This is a genomic window from Lewinella cohaerens DSM 23179, from assembly GCF_000379805.1.
Lineage (GTDB): Bacteria > Bacteroidota > Bacteroidia > Chitinophagales > Saprospiraceae > Lewinella > Lewinella cohaerens.
The window spans coordinates 42,507-58,487 of sequence record NZ_KB903565.1; the positions used below are offsets into that span (position 1 = coordinate 42,507).

Genomic DNA, 15,981 nt, shown 5'->3' on the forward strand with positions numbered 1-15,981 from the left:
ATGCTTCGAGGAATACTTCTGGTTAAGTTTCTTGCTGTATTGTGCGTAGGATTTACCTTGAACGCCCAAGCGGAAGATCGACCACTTGTGGTTGCTTCTGCGTCTATGTTTGCGGATATGGCGGAAGTAATTGGTGGAAACCTTATCGACATAGAGATGATCGTCCCGGTGGGAGGTGATCCACATATTTATGAACCCACGCCTTCGGATGTGCAGTTAGTAGCTCGGGCTGACCTGGTCTTGCGGAATGGACTTACTTTTGAGGGTTGGATTGATGAATTGGTGGTTAACTCCGGATTTACAGGTCAAATCACGACAATAACCAAAGGAATTGATATCATAGAGAGCGATGTGCATGAAAATTCTGCCGATCCTCATGCTTGGATGTCTACGCGCAATGGCTTGGTTTATATTCAAAATATCCGAGATGCCTTGGTTACCCTGGCACCAGAATATGAAGCTGAATTTAATTTTAATTATCAGATTTACCGCCAGCAACTGGAAGATTTAGATCTGGAAATTGAGAAAATAATTACGGACATTCCTCGCCATAAACGAATTTTGATCACGTCCCACGACGCCTTCCGGTATTTTGGACGTAGATATGGTGTACAAGTAGAGGCTGTTTTGGGCACCTCTACGGATGCGGATGTGCAAACCTCTGATATTCGCCGACTCACCAGGGTTTTGCAAGAAACAGAGGTGCCTGCCTTGTTTATTGAAAGTACAATCAACCCCAAGTTGCTCAAGGTTTTGGCCAAGGATAACAATGTCATCATTGGCGGGAGCCTTTTCGCAGATTCTTTAGGTGAAAAAGATGGTCCTGGAGGTACTTATATAGACATGTTGCGCCATAATGCACATACGATAGCAGAAGGGTTGAGTTTGGATAAGGAAACGCTTAATCATGAAGAAGAGGAAGAGAATACAACGCAGAATTACCTGCTCTTTGGGTTCATTTTGTTAATCATGGCTGGTAGTTTTTTCTTTATGGTGGTTAAGTTAAATACAGGAGCATGAGTACATCAACAGTAATGACGATTGAAGACCTCTCTGTTTCTTATGAGCGTAAGCGGGTACTCAGTAATATATATCTACGAATAGAAGGAGGGCATGTTTATGGCATCCTAGGCCCTAACGGAGCTGGAAAATCAACGCTATTTAAAGCTATTCTCGGCTTGATTGAAGTGTCAGCAGGGGACATAAAGGTTAATAAGTTACCGATTGAGGCACAACGCAAAGAAGTGGTCTACGTTCCTCAAAAAACAGATGTAGATTGGAATTTTCCTGCGACGGTATTAGACGTTGTGCTCATGGGCCGTTATCCTCATAAAAAGGTTTTTAGCCGGCTCTCCTCAGCAGATCGAGCCAAGGCCAACGCTGCCATGGAGGAATTGGATATAACGGCGTTAGCAAAACGTCAGATTGGAGAATTATCTGGTGGGCAGCAGCAGCGTGTTTTTTTGGCGCGTGCCCTTTGCCAAGAAGCGGATATTTTTCTACTTGACGAGCCTTTTGTAGGTGTGGATATTACAACGGAGGAGAAGATCGTACAAGTATTAAAACGATTGGCTAGTGAAGGGAAGACACTATTGGTTGTTCATCACGACTTGTCTACTGTTACAACTTATTTTGATCAAGTCGTCCTACTCAATCAGCGCATGATTGCCTACGGGCCTACGGAGCATACCTTTACAGAAGATAATATTGCCAAAACCTACAGCGGGCAACTCCCTATTTTACACCAGATGGGAGTGATTGACGGGAAATAGGTTGGATGGTTTTGTTGGTTGGATTGTTTGCTGGTTGAAGTAACTTCTACTATCCAACCATCGAACAATCCAACGCTCTAACCATCCAACCAATTCTTACCTTGCGTAATTCACCGCGCGTTTTTCCCGGATTACCGTCACTTTAATTTGACCAGGATACTGCATTTCATCTTGGATTTTCTGAGAAATCATGAAAGACAAATCATCAGCGTGCTGATCAGAAACTTTTTCTGATTCGACGATTACGCGAAGTTCACGACCAGCCTGCATGGCGAAGGCTTTTTGTACACCTTCGTGGCCCATTGCCAGTTCTTCGAGTTCGGTGATACGCTTGAGGTAGCTTTCCAGTATCTCGCGGCGGGCACCGGGGCGAGCACCGGAAATAGCATCACAAGCTTGGATGACAGGAGAGAGGATGTTGTTCATCTCTATCTCGTCGTGGTGAGCACCTACTGCGTTTACAACGGCAGCGTGTTCGTTGTGCTTCTGGCAAATTTCCATGCCGAGTAGTGCGTGCGAAAGTTCGCTTTGTTCCTCTGCTACTTTGCCAATGTCATGTAATAGACCGGCACGTTTAGCCAGTTTTACTTGTTTGCTACTCAGGCCTAGTTCAGCGGCCATGGTTGCACACAGGTTAGCTGTTTCAATAGAGTGCTTGAGCAGGTTCTGCCCGTAGGAAGAACGGAAACGCATACGGCCTACCATTTTTACGAGGTAAGGATGCAGGCCGTGGATATCCAAATCAATCACTGTGCGTTCGCCAATTTCCTGAATTTGCTCATCAATTTGCTTGCGCACTTTAGCGACAACCTCCTCGATACGTGCAGGGTGAATACGGCCATCAGCAACAAGGCGTTTTAGCGAAAGGCGACAAACTTCTCTACGAATAGGGTCGAAACTGGAAATGACGATGGCTTCTGGCGTGTCATCGACGATGATCTCGGCTCCGGTAGCAGCCTCTAGTGCCCGGATATTACGTCCTTCGCGACCAATGATTTGCCCTTTGAGGTCATCACTTTCGAGGTTGAATACAGAAACGGTATTCTCAATGGTGTATTCCGCACACATCCGCTGGATGGNTTGAATAACGATTTTCTTGGCGTCTTTTGCAGCGGTAGCTTTGGCTTCTTCTACGGAGTTCTTGATAATTGACATCGCATCCGTTTCTGCTTTGGCTTTTACAGCTTGCAGAAGTTGTTCTTTGGCTTCTGTCTGAGAAAGGTTGGCTACTTTTTCAAGTTCGCGAATATGGCGTTCACTCGCATTTTCCAATTCTTCCTTCTTCTTTCCGACGATCTTTAGCTGTTTCTCCAGGTTTTCACGAATAGAGTCGATCTCAGTGCCGCGTGATTCGATGTCGAGCCTTAAGTCTTCCAGTTTTTGCTCTCGGTCTTTGAAGGTGTTCTGCTTTTGTTCCAATTCCTTGATTAAGGCCTTGGTTTCTATTTGAGCTTCTTTTAGTTCAACCTTTTGTTCGGCTTTGTATTTGTCAAAATCTGAACGGTAGCGGTTGAATTTTTCTTTAGCTTCCTGGATTTTTTGCTGTTTGATCTTTTCGTTTTTCAGATCAGCAGTACCCGTAATTTTTTCCGCTTTTGTTTCTGCTTCGTCGATCAGGCGTTTTGCACTCAGACGTGCCTCCTTGATCTCCTGATCAGAGCGTGCGTTGATCTCCTCGAGTTTTGAATTGATGGCGCTTTTGTTGCGCATCATCATAATAATAAACCCGACAATTAAACCCACCACGAGACCAATTCCTAGTCCTATACCTATCTCCATAATGGCTTGGATTTTAAAAATGTGAGCTGATGCATCATGCTGCATCAGACCGGAGTTACGCAGTCAGTAGAAAAGGAAGGGAGTAAAAAGGTAAAAGTACTAGAGCAGCTGTTCGAGTATTTCGTCGATAGTATCCAGGTGAGAATCAATACCGGGCTCATTCACGAGCGGTTTGTCCTGGCGTAATTTATAAAGATCAAAAGCGTAGGTGAGGATGGTCATGGATAAGCCATCTTGCTTATCCCGGCCTTGGTAAGCCGACTGAAAAGTGGTGATTTTATCATTCACCTCTTTGACGATTTTACGTACGGCCGGTTCGTCGGCTGCTTTGATCCTCAAGGGATAAGGCCGACCGGCAATAATGACCGTTATTTTTATCATATTCTCCTCCGTCATCGCTTATTGCTGCCCCAGCCATTCGATACACTTATCGATTTCTTTGAGGTAGTGATCTATCTGTTGACGAATATCCTGATCTAATGCTGCCCGCACTTCTTTCTGCTTCTTTTCCTTACTCACTGGTGCGTGCTCCGAAATATTATGTCCAGCTTTCTCCACGGCTTTTTGCTGTGTTTCTAGCTGTTGTTTCAATGTTTGGTTTACTGCCCGAAGTCGGTCATTCTCTGCATCCATAGCCTGTAGCTTATTCTGTAAGCGTTCAAGTTTTTGGACAATCTGTTGCAGTCGCGTATTCAATTCCATACTTGGGCAATTCATTTGCTTCTTAGTAAACGCAAATTCGCTGTATCCAGTTGTACCTGATAGGGCACAAGTGTAAATAATACTAAAAGGACATGTCTCTGCATTTTAAGCATTTGTTCTGCCTTTGCAGTACCGGGCACAATATCACTAAATTTCATCGAATTATCAACAATGTGTGCGATTCAGTATTTTTTTGACTTTCCTCTTAAGTGAAAAACAGGAGACTGATCTTGTAAGATCAATCCCCTGTCTCTAATATTCTTTGCAATGAAAGTTGTGTATCGCGCAATCTATTTGGCTAGCGGCGAATTTGAGCCCCAAGTTTCGTTTCGCAGGTTGTAATTATTTTTTCCATTACTTTATCAATTTCTTTGACTTTTAGCGTACGGCTAGGGTCTTCAAAGATGAAACTAACAGCGTAAGATTTCTTGCCTGCTCCCAGTTGATCTTCGTTGATGTATAGATCAAAAAGATTGGTTTCTCGCAGTAATTTTTTAGCGGTTTTGCCAGCAATTGCGGCGATGTCACTAAATTTAACGGCTTGGTCAACGACTACTGCCAAGTCCCTACGCATGCTAGGGTACTTGTTGAGTTCTGTAAATTGTACCCGCTTTTTGGGAAGTGCCTTGAAGACATGATCCCAGTTGAAGTCAGCATAGAAAACTTCTCCTTTGATGTCCATGCCCTTGAGGAGACTGCCTTGTAAGCGACCAAAGCGTACGAGCTCTTTTGGCCCACGGAAGTAACGTGTACCATAGACGATTACCCCTTTTTCTGAAACTTCCTCTTGTTGGAAGCCTTGTACGCCCAGGCGGGTCAGGATACTGTCAACGTAGGCTTTTAGCCCGTAGTAACTCACCATAGCTTGGTCATCGGCAAGCCAGCTTTCTGCTTGACGACGGCCTGTCATAAATAAGGTAAGTCGGTTTATTTCTTCGAAACCTTCGTCTTCTTTGCGGTAGGTACGACCGAACTCAAAGAGACGTAAGTCACTCTCTTGACGGTTCTGGTTGCGCAGAATTGCCTCTAGTCCGCTGTACACCATGTGTGGACGCATAATGTCCAGGTGGACATTGGAAGTATTATTGATGTAGACCAATTCTTCGGCAGGAACCAGTGTTTCCTCCGTCTGGTAATACCGGGACTCAGACAAACTCAATGCCATCATCTCGTTGAAGCCTTGAGCTGCTAGCAAGTCGCCGATTTTGTTGCGGATTTCACTTGGACTAGGGCTGGGCGCAATGGCCATACTGGTGGTCACCTTTGAAGGGATAGGCACATTGTTGAAACCATAGATGCGCAATATCTCCTCAATCATGTCTACTTCTCGAAGGACATCGGATTTATTGGTTGGCACTTCTACTGTGAAAGCTTTGTCGTCGTTTTCCAGGATCGCCATTCCCATTGCCTCCAGAATGCCATGTACTTTATCTGCGGGGATATCCACGCCAATGAGTTCATTGACACGCTGATAGCGAACCTTAATACGTGCTGGTGCTTTGACTTCCGGGTAAATATCAATGATCTCGGAAGCGACCACTCCACCTGCTAGTTCTTCCAAGAGTAGCACTGCTCTTTTAAGCGCAAAAACGGTAATGTTAGGATCACTCCCTTTTTCGTAAACCTTGGCGGCATCTGTCCGCAGGTTGTGCCGCATACTTGTCCGGCGAATGAACTCCGGATCGAAGTGGGCAGATTCAAGGAAAATGGCCGTTGTACTGTCCTTTACGCCAGATGTAATACCGCCGAATACCCCGCCGATACACATGGGGCTTCCTTCTCCATCACAAATCATGAGATCTTCTTCGTGAAGTTCACGTTCGACCTCGTCTAGGGAGTGGAATTTGGTTTTCGCAGGGAGCGTTTCTACGATGATTTTCTTACCCTTGACTTCGTCGAGGTCAAAAGCATGAAGCGGTTGACCAAGTTCGTGCAAGACGAAGTTGGTGATATCCACGACATTGTTGATAGGGCGAACTCCTACCGCATTCAAGCGAGCCTTCAGCCAGTCTGGAGATTCTTTGATCGTTAGGTTGCTGATGGTTACCCCAGAGTAGCGGGGGCAGGCTTTGGTGTTGCGGACCTCTACGGGGATTTGTAGATTGGTATTCGCTATAGCAAAAGCATCTACACTAGGAGGTTGCACTTTACCTTCATGCTGGTGATTGACGCGCAGTGCGGCAGCCAGATCATAAGCTACTCCTAGATGGTTGGTTGCATCAGAGCGATTGGGCGTAAGCCCTATTTCGTAAACGTAGTCCGTTTCTACACCATAATAGTCACGAGCAAGTTGGCCAACGGTAGCGTCGGCAGGAAGGACGATGATGCCGTCATGACTATGGCCAAGGCCGATTTCGTCTTCGGCGCAAATCATGCCTTCAGAAACCTCGCCACGAATTTTACCTTTTTTAATGGTAAACGGATCTCCTTCGACGGGGTGGAGTTCTGCACCAACGGTAGCTACGACCACTTTTTGTCCGGCGGCCACGTTAGGTGCTCCACAAACAATAGAAATTAATTCATCACCACCAACATCAACTTTGGTAAGTGAAAGCCGATCGGCACCAGGGTGTTTGCCACATTCTTTTACTTCACCAACCACTAGGCCACGTAGACCACCGGGGATGGTTTCTACTTCTTCCATACCTTCCACTTCGAGGCCGGTACTTGTCAAAATATCGCCAATGGTTTCAGGGCTGAGGTCTTTCGTGTCTATATACTGGCGCAGCCAGCTGAGGGATACGTTCATCTTTACCTAAAGTCTATGATCCTGTATTTAATATTGCGCTTTCTCTTTCAAGCCCTTTCTTTTTTAAAAAGTTCCAGTAAGGGCTTGATTTAAGGGGGCAAAGATAGGAAAAAGAGAATGGGTTTAAAGGAACTTTTTAAATATCCCCCTTCTCTGATAATTTTTGTGGTCAAGCTAAAGTGAAAATGTTAAGTGACTGATAAAGGAGCGTTGTTTTTACTTTCGATTGACTCAAAACACAAAAAATGTCAGAGAATCAATATTCCAATGTGCTCTTCCTAGAAATCTTTGCGTTTCGCAATCATTCTGATAGAGAGAACCGGAATTAGTACCCAGAGCCCCAAGGAGAGCAAGGTCACGATGGTCCCCCAAAGGGTGCCGAAGAATTTTTGGAAAACAGCTCCCGTATATCCCATCAAGGCAGAGATGTCTAGCTTGAGCAGAATGAGTATTCGAGATAAATCAATAGGGTTGAGAATACTTAGCCCTAAAGCCGCATTTTCAAGGGGATAATCCCTGAAAAACAGGAGGAGCAACAAGACGATCCCGTCGTAAACAACCGCAAAGAATAACCATGTCAGAATGGCTAAGCCAAAACCCCTGATTTTGTTGTCATTGCGAAGTGCAATTAAGAAGGCCAATCCAGAGAAAATAAATGTCAGTAACAACCCATTGCCTAGTAGAGTCAAAAATTCCCAGGCCGCTCCGGAAGAAGAGAGGCCATAGTAGAGAAAGGGCAAGCCGATTCCCAGCAAGAGACAAAGAGATAAGGAGAGTGCGAGGCCGAAATATTGGCCCCAGAAAATAGCACTTCTGCGGATAGGTTGTGCCAGTAGTAAGACGGTGAATTCACGGGAATTGTACGCGTACATGACTCCGAAAATGGTGGCAATCAGAGGGCAAAGGATCAGAATAACATTCATCAGGCTGATAATAACCGTTGAAACATCACCACTTAGCATCAGTAAGGAAGTCGTGAAGATCAAGTAAAAGCCGAAATAGATATAATTCCAACGACTTCGCAGTAAATCGAAAAGCGTATATTTTAGAATCTTTTTCATTTCAGATGATTTAAGAGGTCAAAGCGTGGGTAGACAAAGAAGAGGTTTTTTGATCCAGGATACTGGCGATTGCTCGTTCCAGGTTGGTTTCCTGTTGTTGCTCTTGCAGTGCTTGAATCGGGCCTTGAAAATAAATTTTTCCATCCAGTAGAAACACAATGTCATCGGCGATTTCCTCCACAAAACTCATGATATGTGTTGTGATCATAATCGTTTTACCAGCCTGTTTTTCCTCGCGGATAAGGGCACGTAGACGCACCATTGCTACGGGGTCAAGTCCGGAAGTAGGTTCGTCAAGAATGACCAGAGGGCTGTCATACATAAATGCAAGGGTGAGGTTGACTTTTTGCTTTGTGCCACCGGAGAGGTTTATAAGCCGTTCATCCAGGTAGTTCTCCAGGCCGAAGAGTTGAATAAGCTTGTCGTCTTGTGCTGGGGCCTGGCGTATATCCTTGATCATGGTGATAAGCTCTCTGACGGTCAGGTTTTCCGGGAACTGGGCGATTTGAGGCAGGTAGTCGATGGCCTTGCGGTATTGCCACTGGCCTGCGATTGTTTTTCCCTGGATTTGGATATTGCCAGTGTTGGGAATCACCATTCCTAAAATACACTTGATTAAGGTTGTTTTGCCTGAGCCGTTTGGTCCCAGAACAGCAGTTATCCGCCCGCCCTTTTTGATATGCAGATCAATGCCGTTAAGAACCGTGTTTTTGCCAAAGGCTTTGTGGAGATTTTGAATCTTTATCATTTGACTATTTGCATTAGTGGTGCCTCGTCCAAGACATTTTCTGGCGTGAAAATCGGGCTAACTTTTTCTGAAAAGTTGATGAGGTCAACAAAGAAGCTGCGGAGTAAAATAATAGCCTCTGGCGCCTCTGTCAGTACGTGCGAGAATAACTTCATCGGACGATGTGGGACATCGCCCAGGCCATCATGGTCCAAGTCGTAGCCGGTGTATTCTCCCCAGTAATTACCATTGAAAGTGTTGTTGTTGACCCGACTGTTGACAACCAAATCAAGAGAGTTGTTGGTGAAGTTGTTCTTAGTGAAATGATTGTCCAGGCAGCCTCCGCTCATTTGAATAGCCCAGCCATTGCGTACAAAATTATTATTTTGATAATTCAAACGAGTGGAGCCTTCCAGTAGGATGCCGATGGTGTTTTTCTGAAAAACGTTGTCTATAATCTCTGCATCGTAGATTTCTTTGAGCAATAACCCATAGGAAGACCTGCCCCAGTTTTGGGCGAAGAGATTTTCCGTCATGCTGATGTTTTTGGAAAACATAACCGCTACGCCCGCGCCGTTGTCGTAAAAAGTATTACAGGTGTAGCTGTTGTCATTTGAGAACATGAAATGCAGCCCGTAGCGAATGTTGAATTCACTGAGGTTGTCAGCAATGATACTTTTATTGACAAACTCCAGGTAAATACCATCTCGATAGCGTCTTACAAGGTTGTCAGAAATAGTTAGGTTTTCGGCATACCAGCAATGGATGGCATTGCCGGAATCCATTTCATTATTGGCACGGCCCAATAGTACATTGTTTTTGATCGTTCCGTGCTTGCCATTTTCAATGTAAATACCAAAAAAAGCGTTGATGACCCGGTTGTTAGTGACCGTGAAATAATCGTGTCGTTTGACGCGAATCGCTGCCAGGTCAGAAATGTGACTTACGCCTGCGTTTTGGAACTCCAGCCCTGTAACGGTTACACTATCGGCAGCAATAATAAGGATTTCACCCTTACGCTGCCCGTCGATGACGGGCATACCTTCTCCGCGAAGTACAAGCGGGCAGGTAATGGTCAGTCCAGATTCCTGATAGGTGCCTGCTTTGACCAGTATCTCATCGCCGCTTACAGCTTGGTCAATTGCCTTTTGGATGGTAGGCGTTGAGCAGGATGGGCAGACGGTGATGGTTTTGGCCTGAACAGCCAATACACTTATCATACAGCATAATCCGATCACTAAAATTCGCATATTTATCGTTTTATTTGATCTTGGACTTCTTCCCAGGTGTATAGCTTCCCGTCTTTCGCTTGCTGAAATTCCTGAGCTGTAGAAGCATCAAAAAAAGCAGAAAGGTTAGCTCCCATTGGGCTGGAAATATTAGGGCTGATTAGAAAAGTACACTCCTCGGCGGGATGCAAATCGCCTGTTGTTTTTGAATAATCATTGACCAATGTAAAAGCAAATTCAGTGTCTTGATTTTCTTGTAAATAATGGATTTGACATTCAATCGCATCAAATTTGTAGGCACGTCCTTTGGCGGTCACGACCTCTGCTGCGTGCTGTAGGTCGACGATGGTCATGCGACAAAATTCACATTTGTCAGCACCGTATTCAATGGGTTGTGGCTCAGGGGTGCAGGCTAGGAATATTAGCGGTAAGCTGAGGCTAAGAAGCAACTGTTTCATGCTGATCGTTTTTGCGTTTTAACCACCATGCTGTTCCTCCCAAAAGGAAAGATAAGCCTACGAAGTAGCCCCCAATATGAGGAAGAGAAACGGCGGTGAAATTGATGATTTCTTTTCTACCAATGACCGGAGGTTGAAAGGATGCTCCGGGGATTTTTATTGGAGCGGTATCACTTAAATTGTGACCGTAGTCATACTCCCATAGATAGAAGTCATAAAGCCCTAAAGCACACAAGATGGCAAAGAAGATGAGCCACCCTATAAATGCGTAAGGACGATTAATTAATGCCGCAATCAATCCAAGGACAATAACACCGATGATTACCATCGGAAAGTACTTTAACTCAGGAATTGCATCCGGATCTATTTCTTTCATCCCCACATAATGGTTGAGGATATTGATGTTTTGTAAGGTGCCTGGGGTCTTTCCACCGATTTTATTAATGGAAATGTGCATCTCTACGCCATCAGGATATTGAGGGGCAAATAATTGTATTTTCCACATCGGGAAAACGAAAAGCATGAGTAGGCTGAGCGCGGCCAAGATCATGAAGAATTGAGGCAGACGTTTCATGGTAAGGCTTTGTTGACCGGTACAGCGGTGGATTGCTGTACCGGTCATTTGGAATTATTACTTAATAATTAGACTTGTTCTACTTACTCAGTGAACTCATCTTCACCCAATGACCATTTCATTGGTAGAGTTGATGAGCGAGGAGATACGCGAATGTACCCCTGCATTTCCTGATGTAGTGCCGAACAGAAGTCTGTACAATAGAATGGATAGACACCTACTTTTTGAGGCTCCCAAATCATGGTTTCTGTTTGTCCCGGCATGATGAGTAATTCGGCTGTCCGAGCTCCCATGACCGCGAAACCGTGAGGAGTATCCCAGTCTTGTTCCAGATTGGTTACATGGAAGTAGACCTTATCACCCACTTTTATACCTTCTATGTTGTCAGGAGCAAAGTGGCTACGGATCGTGGTTGCGTATACGTGAACCTCATTGCTACTCGTACGTTCCACTTTCGTGAATTTCTCGCCTTTGGCAGCATAAGGGTGTTCGTTTTCTTCCAGCGGATAAAATTTCTTGGAATTAGGAACAATCTTAGAGGCCAGAATCCCTTGTGCGTAGTGGGGTTCACCAATCGTTGGGAAATCAAGAAGAAGTTTCATCTTGTCGCCAGAAATATCGTATAGCTGGGCAGAGTGGTTAAGCTCAGGGCCAGTAGGCAGATAGCGATCTTTGGTAATCTTATTCAATGCTACCATGTATTTGCCATCAGGCTTGCGAGAATCTCCACCAGGGATCATCAAGTGGCCTACAGAGTAGTAACAAGGAGCACGGTCTAAAACTTCCCAAGTGCCAACTTTCCACTTAACAACTTCAGAGGAAATGAAGAAGGTTGTATAAGCATTGCCTTTGTCATCAAACTCTGTATGCAAAGGCCCAAGTCCTGGTTTCTCAACAATACCAGCTACGATTTCTTCGTACTTCAAAACGGGGATACCCTCGATTTCTGTTTCGAAAGATTCGTTTTCAATAGCCTCCAGCACTTTCGTGAACGAGTGAACAGTAAGGTCAGCAGACAATTTACCATTACCTACAATATATTCTCCGGTAGGGTCAACATCTACACCGTGCGGTGATTTAGGAGTAGGTAAGAAGTAGACCAGCCCTGGGCATTCAGAAGGAATTAATACCCGAACTTTATCCTGCATCTTAGTAGTAGCGGAATGCGTCTTCTCATTCAGGACGTTATGAGCATAGTTGGCAGGAACTTCCTGAAACTTACCCTGTGCAATGTATTCTTCTGCCTTTTTCCAGTTAATGGCTGCGATGTAATCCTTATCGTTTTGCGAAGCATTTACTTCCAAAAGGGTGCTTTTTTCCTCTGTATTGTAAGAGGTGAAGAAGGTCCAACCATGTGATTTGCCTTTGCCCGAGTGGGCGAGGTCATAATCAAATGCAGGAAGTAGCACCTGGAATTCGATATTCATTTCACCATTGTCAGGATCGACCTTGATGAAGGTTTGTGCACCACGGAAATTTTCTGCATAAGTATTGATGGCCACATCCTGCTGAGGAACGGGTACACCAAAACGGGTACCTGCCACTACATACTCTGTATTTTCAGTAGTGAAAGGAGAGGAGTGGTTACCCCCAGAGTTGGGGATCTCAATAANCTCAGCCGTCTCGAAGGTGGTAAGGTCAATACGAGCTACACGAGGCGTGTTGTTACCATTGATAAAGAGCCATCGGCCATCGGTTTCCCCTTTGGTTTGTGACAACTCAGGGTGGTGGGCATCATCCCAGGGAATAAAGCCAAAGGAAGTGTTGAGCATTGGCTTGGTCTCTTCATTGTAGCCATAGCCCTTTTCTGCATCTTGAGAAAAAACAGGGATGACTTTCAATAAACGACCAGAGGGTAGGCCATATACACTTACCTGCCCGCTGAAACCACCGGAAAGGAACGCATAAAATTCGTCGTACTCTCCTGGCGCAACATAGACGGCGCTAGCTGCATCCCCGCTCAAGGCAGAAGCCTTCTGAGGACTGGAAGAACAGCTTTGATTGGTGAAGGCTAACCCTAGTACAAGAGGGATCAACCATAAAAGCCATTTGAATTTAAACGGATTCTTCATAAAGCAATCATTTTACTTAAGGGTGTAAACAAGGGAAGGATAAAAGAATGTAGATACACACCTTTGTTATTCCCCATTATTTAGTGACAAAGTTCACCTTGTTGAGCCCACTAACTGATGACAACAATCATCGCGATATTTAATCTTAGGCATTTGATTTTTTAAGATAAAAGGATATCTTTGTCTTATTTTTAACTTTATCTAAAGCAACCCAACTGAAAAACCACTTGGATGTTCTCAAAATCTTGCAAGTATGCGATTCGGGCAGTGCTACATATCGCAGCACATACGGGCGGAGAAAAAAAGATTGGTGCTAAAGAAATTGCGGAAGCTCTGGAGGTGCCCAAGTCTTTCTTGGCAAAACTATTGCAGCAACTTGCCAGGCACCATTTAATTTCATCAAGCAAAGGGGCAGGAGGAGGTTTTTATTTAGCGCCAGAAAACCAAGAGGTGAGTTTAGAAGATGTGATTAGGTGTATTGATGGAGAGGACTTATTTACGTCGTGTGCATTAGGGTTGCCGGTTTGTTCTTCGGATAAACCATGCCCACTACATTGTCATACATTGGCCTTTCGGCAGAGCATTGAGCAAATGAGATCAATTCCGGCCTTGGCCCGAGAGATAAAGGAGAATTAAGGAACAGCACGAAAATAAAACGCGATTTGGCTACGCCGCTACTTCGTGGTCGCTCCGCGTCTACTACGTGGTTGTTTTTCACAATAGTTGAATAAACGCTTCATTTTAAGTGTTTTAACTATTTGAAAAACTTGGAAAAATCGCGTTTTATTTTCTGCGCAATACTAACGCATTGAAATACTTATAAATCTAATAAACTAAAACTATTTGTCATGAGATTTATCATTGGATTATTATTACTGTCAAGTATGGTTTTCGCCTGTGGTGGTGGAGCTGAGGAACCTAAGGAGGCCCCTTTTACAACGAATGCTACCCGGCCTGATGATGGCAAGGGGATTGGCGAAATTAAAGAGGTTACCCTAAACAATCCCCTGGATCAGGATATGGTCGATCGAGGCCGTGGAATTTACGAAATGAAATGTGCGGCTTGTCATAAACTATCGGCCCAGCGGGTAGTAGGCCCAGGATGGAAAGGCATTACGGAGAAGCGTAAACCAGAGTGGATTATGAACATGATTACGAATGTAGAGGTGATGTTGGATCAGGACCCGGCAGCCCAGAAGCTTTTGGAAGAATGTCTTACCAGGATGCCTAACCAGAATATTAGCATCGGGGATGCACGGGATTTGCTGGAGTTTATTTACGCCAACGATGCGGAAACTACAGAATAAAACAAGGATTTACCTATAGAATAAATGTAGGCTATTCGATCTGGTTGAAATCAGGTTCCGCGCGGCTTTAGTCCGCAATGAGTTTCCCCCGCTCTTAGAAGCGGGCTGAAGCCCGCGTAACCTGTTTTGTCTATCGCTCTCGTTTTTGAAAATTGATTCTCTTATATTCCTTAGCTTTAGTTGGATTACAAAACGATAAGAGAAGGTAAAAATTTACGACTTGATGGCTAAACGATGGTTGATTATTGCATTGCTTAATTTTTTGATAGCCGCGTCTCTTGGTGCACTCCTACGTTTTGCATTTGTAGAAGAGGTCAGTTGGTTAAATTTTAAAAGCTTTTTGCACGCCCATTCTCACGTAGCGATGCTAGGTTGGGTTTACATGGCCCTTTTTGCTTTGCTAATCACCGCTTTTGTTCCCTCTTCCAAGGTAGATCAACGCGCTTATAACGCTTTGTTTTGGCTTACCCAAATAAGTGTGATTGGGATGTTGATCAGCTTCCCTTTACAAGGATATGGTAGCGTGTCTATTGCTTTTTCTTGTCTGCATATTATTTGTTCCTACGTCTTTGTAGCTTGGCTTTGGGCTGATCTTCCCACAGGGAAATCTTTTGCCGTTTTACTTTTGAAAACAGCTATTGCTTTTATGGTAATTTCTACGGTCGCCATTTGGGCGATGGGGCCGATTATGGCTACCTCTCTCAAAGGGTCTACTTTCTATTATATGGCTGTTCAGTTTTACCTGCACTTTCAATTCAATGGATGGTTTCTATTTGGCGCATTAGCGCTATTGTTTAAAGTACTTGAAGATCAGCATTTGATGATTGACACCAAAAAACAAAATTACTTTTTTGGGTTACTTGTTTTGTCCAGTTTGTTGACTTATGCCTTGGCATTGGCTTGGGCGGCACCTGAAACATCTATTTTTCTGGCGAATAGTTTAGGAGTTGTTGTACAGCTATCTGCTTTAGTCGTACTAGTGCTCTTACTTCGGCCTCATTATCGCTCGCTTTGGAGAATTTTTTCAAAGGTGACCTTTCGTTTGTTAATCATTGCCGGTGTCTCATTTGCAGGGAAAGTCTGTATACAGGCATTGGTGGTTGTACCCTTCGTAGCCGAAGCTGCATACACTATTCGGAACTACGTTATTGGCTTCATTCACCTCGTATTGTTGGGCGCAATTTCCTTTTCATTACTTGCATTTGCTGGGAAATTTCAGTTGTTGCAAAACCAAAGTAACCATGCGCGTTGGGGGATGATTATGCTAGTGTTAGGTTTTACTTTTAGTGAAATACTTTTGTTTCTTCAGGGAACAATGTTCTGGGCTACGCTCGGATTCTTACCTTACTACTATGAATTCCTATTTGGGGCCAGTTTCCTTATTCCTTTAGGAGTGTTGATTTTCCTTTTCGGTCAGGTAAAGGAGCTGAGTTTGTCTAAAATTTAATCAATTCTTTTTATAAACACAGACAGTACGATACTCTGTCAGCCACGAGACGAATCTCTCACTTCTCTTACTAAAATTAAGAGTGTTTTTTTTATTCTTAGCGC

General features: G+C 44.3%; 15 protein-coding genes. 5 read left to right on the forward strand and 10 right to left on the reverse strand.

Annotated features, from left to right (window positions below; translation table 11 throughout):
- Window positions 1-1,020 (forward strand): metal ABC transporter solute-binding protein, Zn/Mn family, encoded by a 1,020-nt coding sequence (locus A3EU_RS0121555; RefSeq protein ID WP_156825858.1) that lies wholly within the window; start codon window positions 1-3, stop codon window positions 1,018-1,020.
- Entirely contained in the window at window positions 1,017-1,772 is a 756-nt protein-coding gene (locus tag A3EU_RS0121560; protein ID WP_020538279.1) for a metal ABC transporter ATP-binding protein, read from the forward strand. Before A3EU_RS0121555 ends, A3EU_RS0121560 begins: the two co-directional genes overlap by 4 nt.
- Before the next feature lie 96 nt (window positions 1,773-1,868).
- On the opposite strand, the gene rny is transcribed toward A3EU_RS0121560, so the two are convergent.
- From rny to nosZ, 10 genes are all read right to left on the reverse strand, one after another.
- Window positions 1,869-3,551 carry a ribonuclease Y gene (rny, locus tag A3EU_RS0121565; protein ID WP_026211522.1) on the reverse strand — a complete coding sequence of 561 codons (1,683 nt, stop codon included), beginning with the start codon at window positions 3,549-3,551 and terminating at the stop codon, window positions 1,869-1,871.
- A gap of 99 nt (window positions 3,552-3,650) precedes the next feature.
- Window positions 3,651-3,947: a cell division protein ZapA gene (locus A3EU_RS0121570; protein ID WP_020538281.1), complete on the reverse strand. Its 297-nt coding sequence runs from the start codon at window positions 3,945-3,947 to the stop codon at window positions 3,651-3,653.
- A gap of 3 nt (window positions 3,948-3,950) precedes the next feature.
- Window positions 3,951-4,253 carry a hypothetical protein gene (locus A3EU_RS31345; RefSeq protein WP_044086313.1) on the reverse strand — a complete coding sequence of 101 codons (303 nt, stop codon included), beginning with the start codon at window positions 4,251-4,253 and terminating at the stop codon, window positions 3,951-3,953.
- Between the two features lie 298 nt (window positions 4,254-4,551).
- On the reverse strand, window positions 4,552-7,002 hold the full coding sequence (gene pheT, locus A3EU_RS0121585; RefSeq protein WP_020538284.1) for a phenylalanine--tRNA ligase subunit beta: 2,451 nt from the start codon (window positions 7,000-7,002) through the stop codon (window positions 4,552-4,554).
- Between the two features lie 278 nt (window positions 7,003-7,280).
- Window positions 7,281-8,063 (reverse strand): hypothetical protein, encoded by a 783-nt coding sequence (locus A3EU_RS0121590; RefSeq protein WP_020538285.1) that lies wholly within the window; start codon window positions 8,061-8,063, stop codon window positions 7,281-7,283.
- Window positions 8,064-8,073: 10 nt separating this feature from the next.
- A complete protein-coding gene (locus A3EU_RS0121595; protein ID WP_020538286.1) occupies window positions 8,074-8,811 on the reverse strand; it encodes an ABC transporter ATP-binding protein in 738 nt (245 codons plus the stop codon).
- Window positions 8,808-10,040, reverse strand: coding sequence for a nitrous oxide reductase family maturation protein NosD (locus A3EU_RS0121600; RefSeq protein ID WP_156825859.1), 1,233 nt, complete (start codon window positions 10,038-10,040; stop codon window positions 8,808-8,810). The genes A3EU_RS0121595 and A3EU_RS0121600 overlap by 4 nt, the downstream gene beginning before the upstream one ends.
- A 2-nt stretch (window positions 10,041-10,042) precedes the next feature.
- Window positions 10,043-10,477: a nitrous oxide reductase accessory protein NosL gene (locus tag A3EU_RS0121605; RefSeq protein WP_020538288.1), complete on the reverse strand. Its 435-nt coding sequence runs from the start codon at window positions 10,475-10,477 to the stop codon at window positions 10,043-10,045.
- On the reverse strand, window positions 10,458-11,099 hold the full coding sequence (locus A3EU_RS0121610) for a hypothetical protein (RefSeq protein ID WP_020538289.1): 642 nt from the start codon (window positions 11,097-11,099) through the stop codon (window positions 10,458-10,460). Before A3EU_RS0121610 ends, A3EU_RS0121605 begins: the two co-directional genes overlap by 20 nt.
- Window positions 11,100-11,134: 35 nt before the next feature.
- Window positions 11,135-13,123: a Sec-dependent nitrous-oxide reductase gene (gene nosZ, locus A3EU_RS0121615; RefSeq protein ID WP_020538290.1), complete on the reverse strand. Its 1,989-nt coding sequence runs from the start codon at window positions 13,121-13,123 to the stop codon at window positions 11,135-11,137.
- Between the two features lie 231 nt (window positions 13,124-13,354).
- Between nosZ and A3EU_RS0121620 the strand changes: the two genes are divergently transcribed.
- The 3 genes from A3EU_RS0121620 (at window position 13,355) to A3EU_RS0121630 (ending at window position 15,877) form a co-directional block, all read left to right on the forward strand.
- Window positions 13,355-13,759: an RrF2 family transcriptional regulator gene (locus A3EU_RS0121620; RefSeq protein ID WP_020538291.1), complete on the forward strand. Its 405-nt coding sequence runs from the start codon at window positions 13,355-13,357 to the stop codon at window positions 13,757-13,759.
- Between the two features lie 212 nt (window positions 13,760-13,971).
- Window positions 13,972-14,430, forward strand: a complete 459-nt coding sequence (locus A3EU_RS0121625; protein ID WP_020538292.1) for a c-type cytochrome — start codon at window positions 13,972-13,974, stop codon at window positions 14,428-14,430.
- Between the two features lie 223 nt (window positions 14,431-14,653).
- Complete coding sequence (locus A3EU_RS0121630; protein WP_020538293.1) at window positions 14,654-15,877, forward strand: hypothetical protein; 1,224 nt, start codon at window positions 14,654-14,656, stop codon at window positions 15,875-15,877.
- Window positions 15,878-15,981 lie beyond the last annotated feature (104 nt).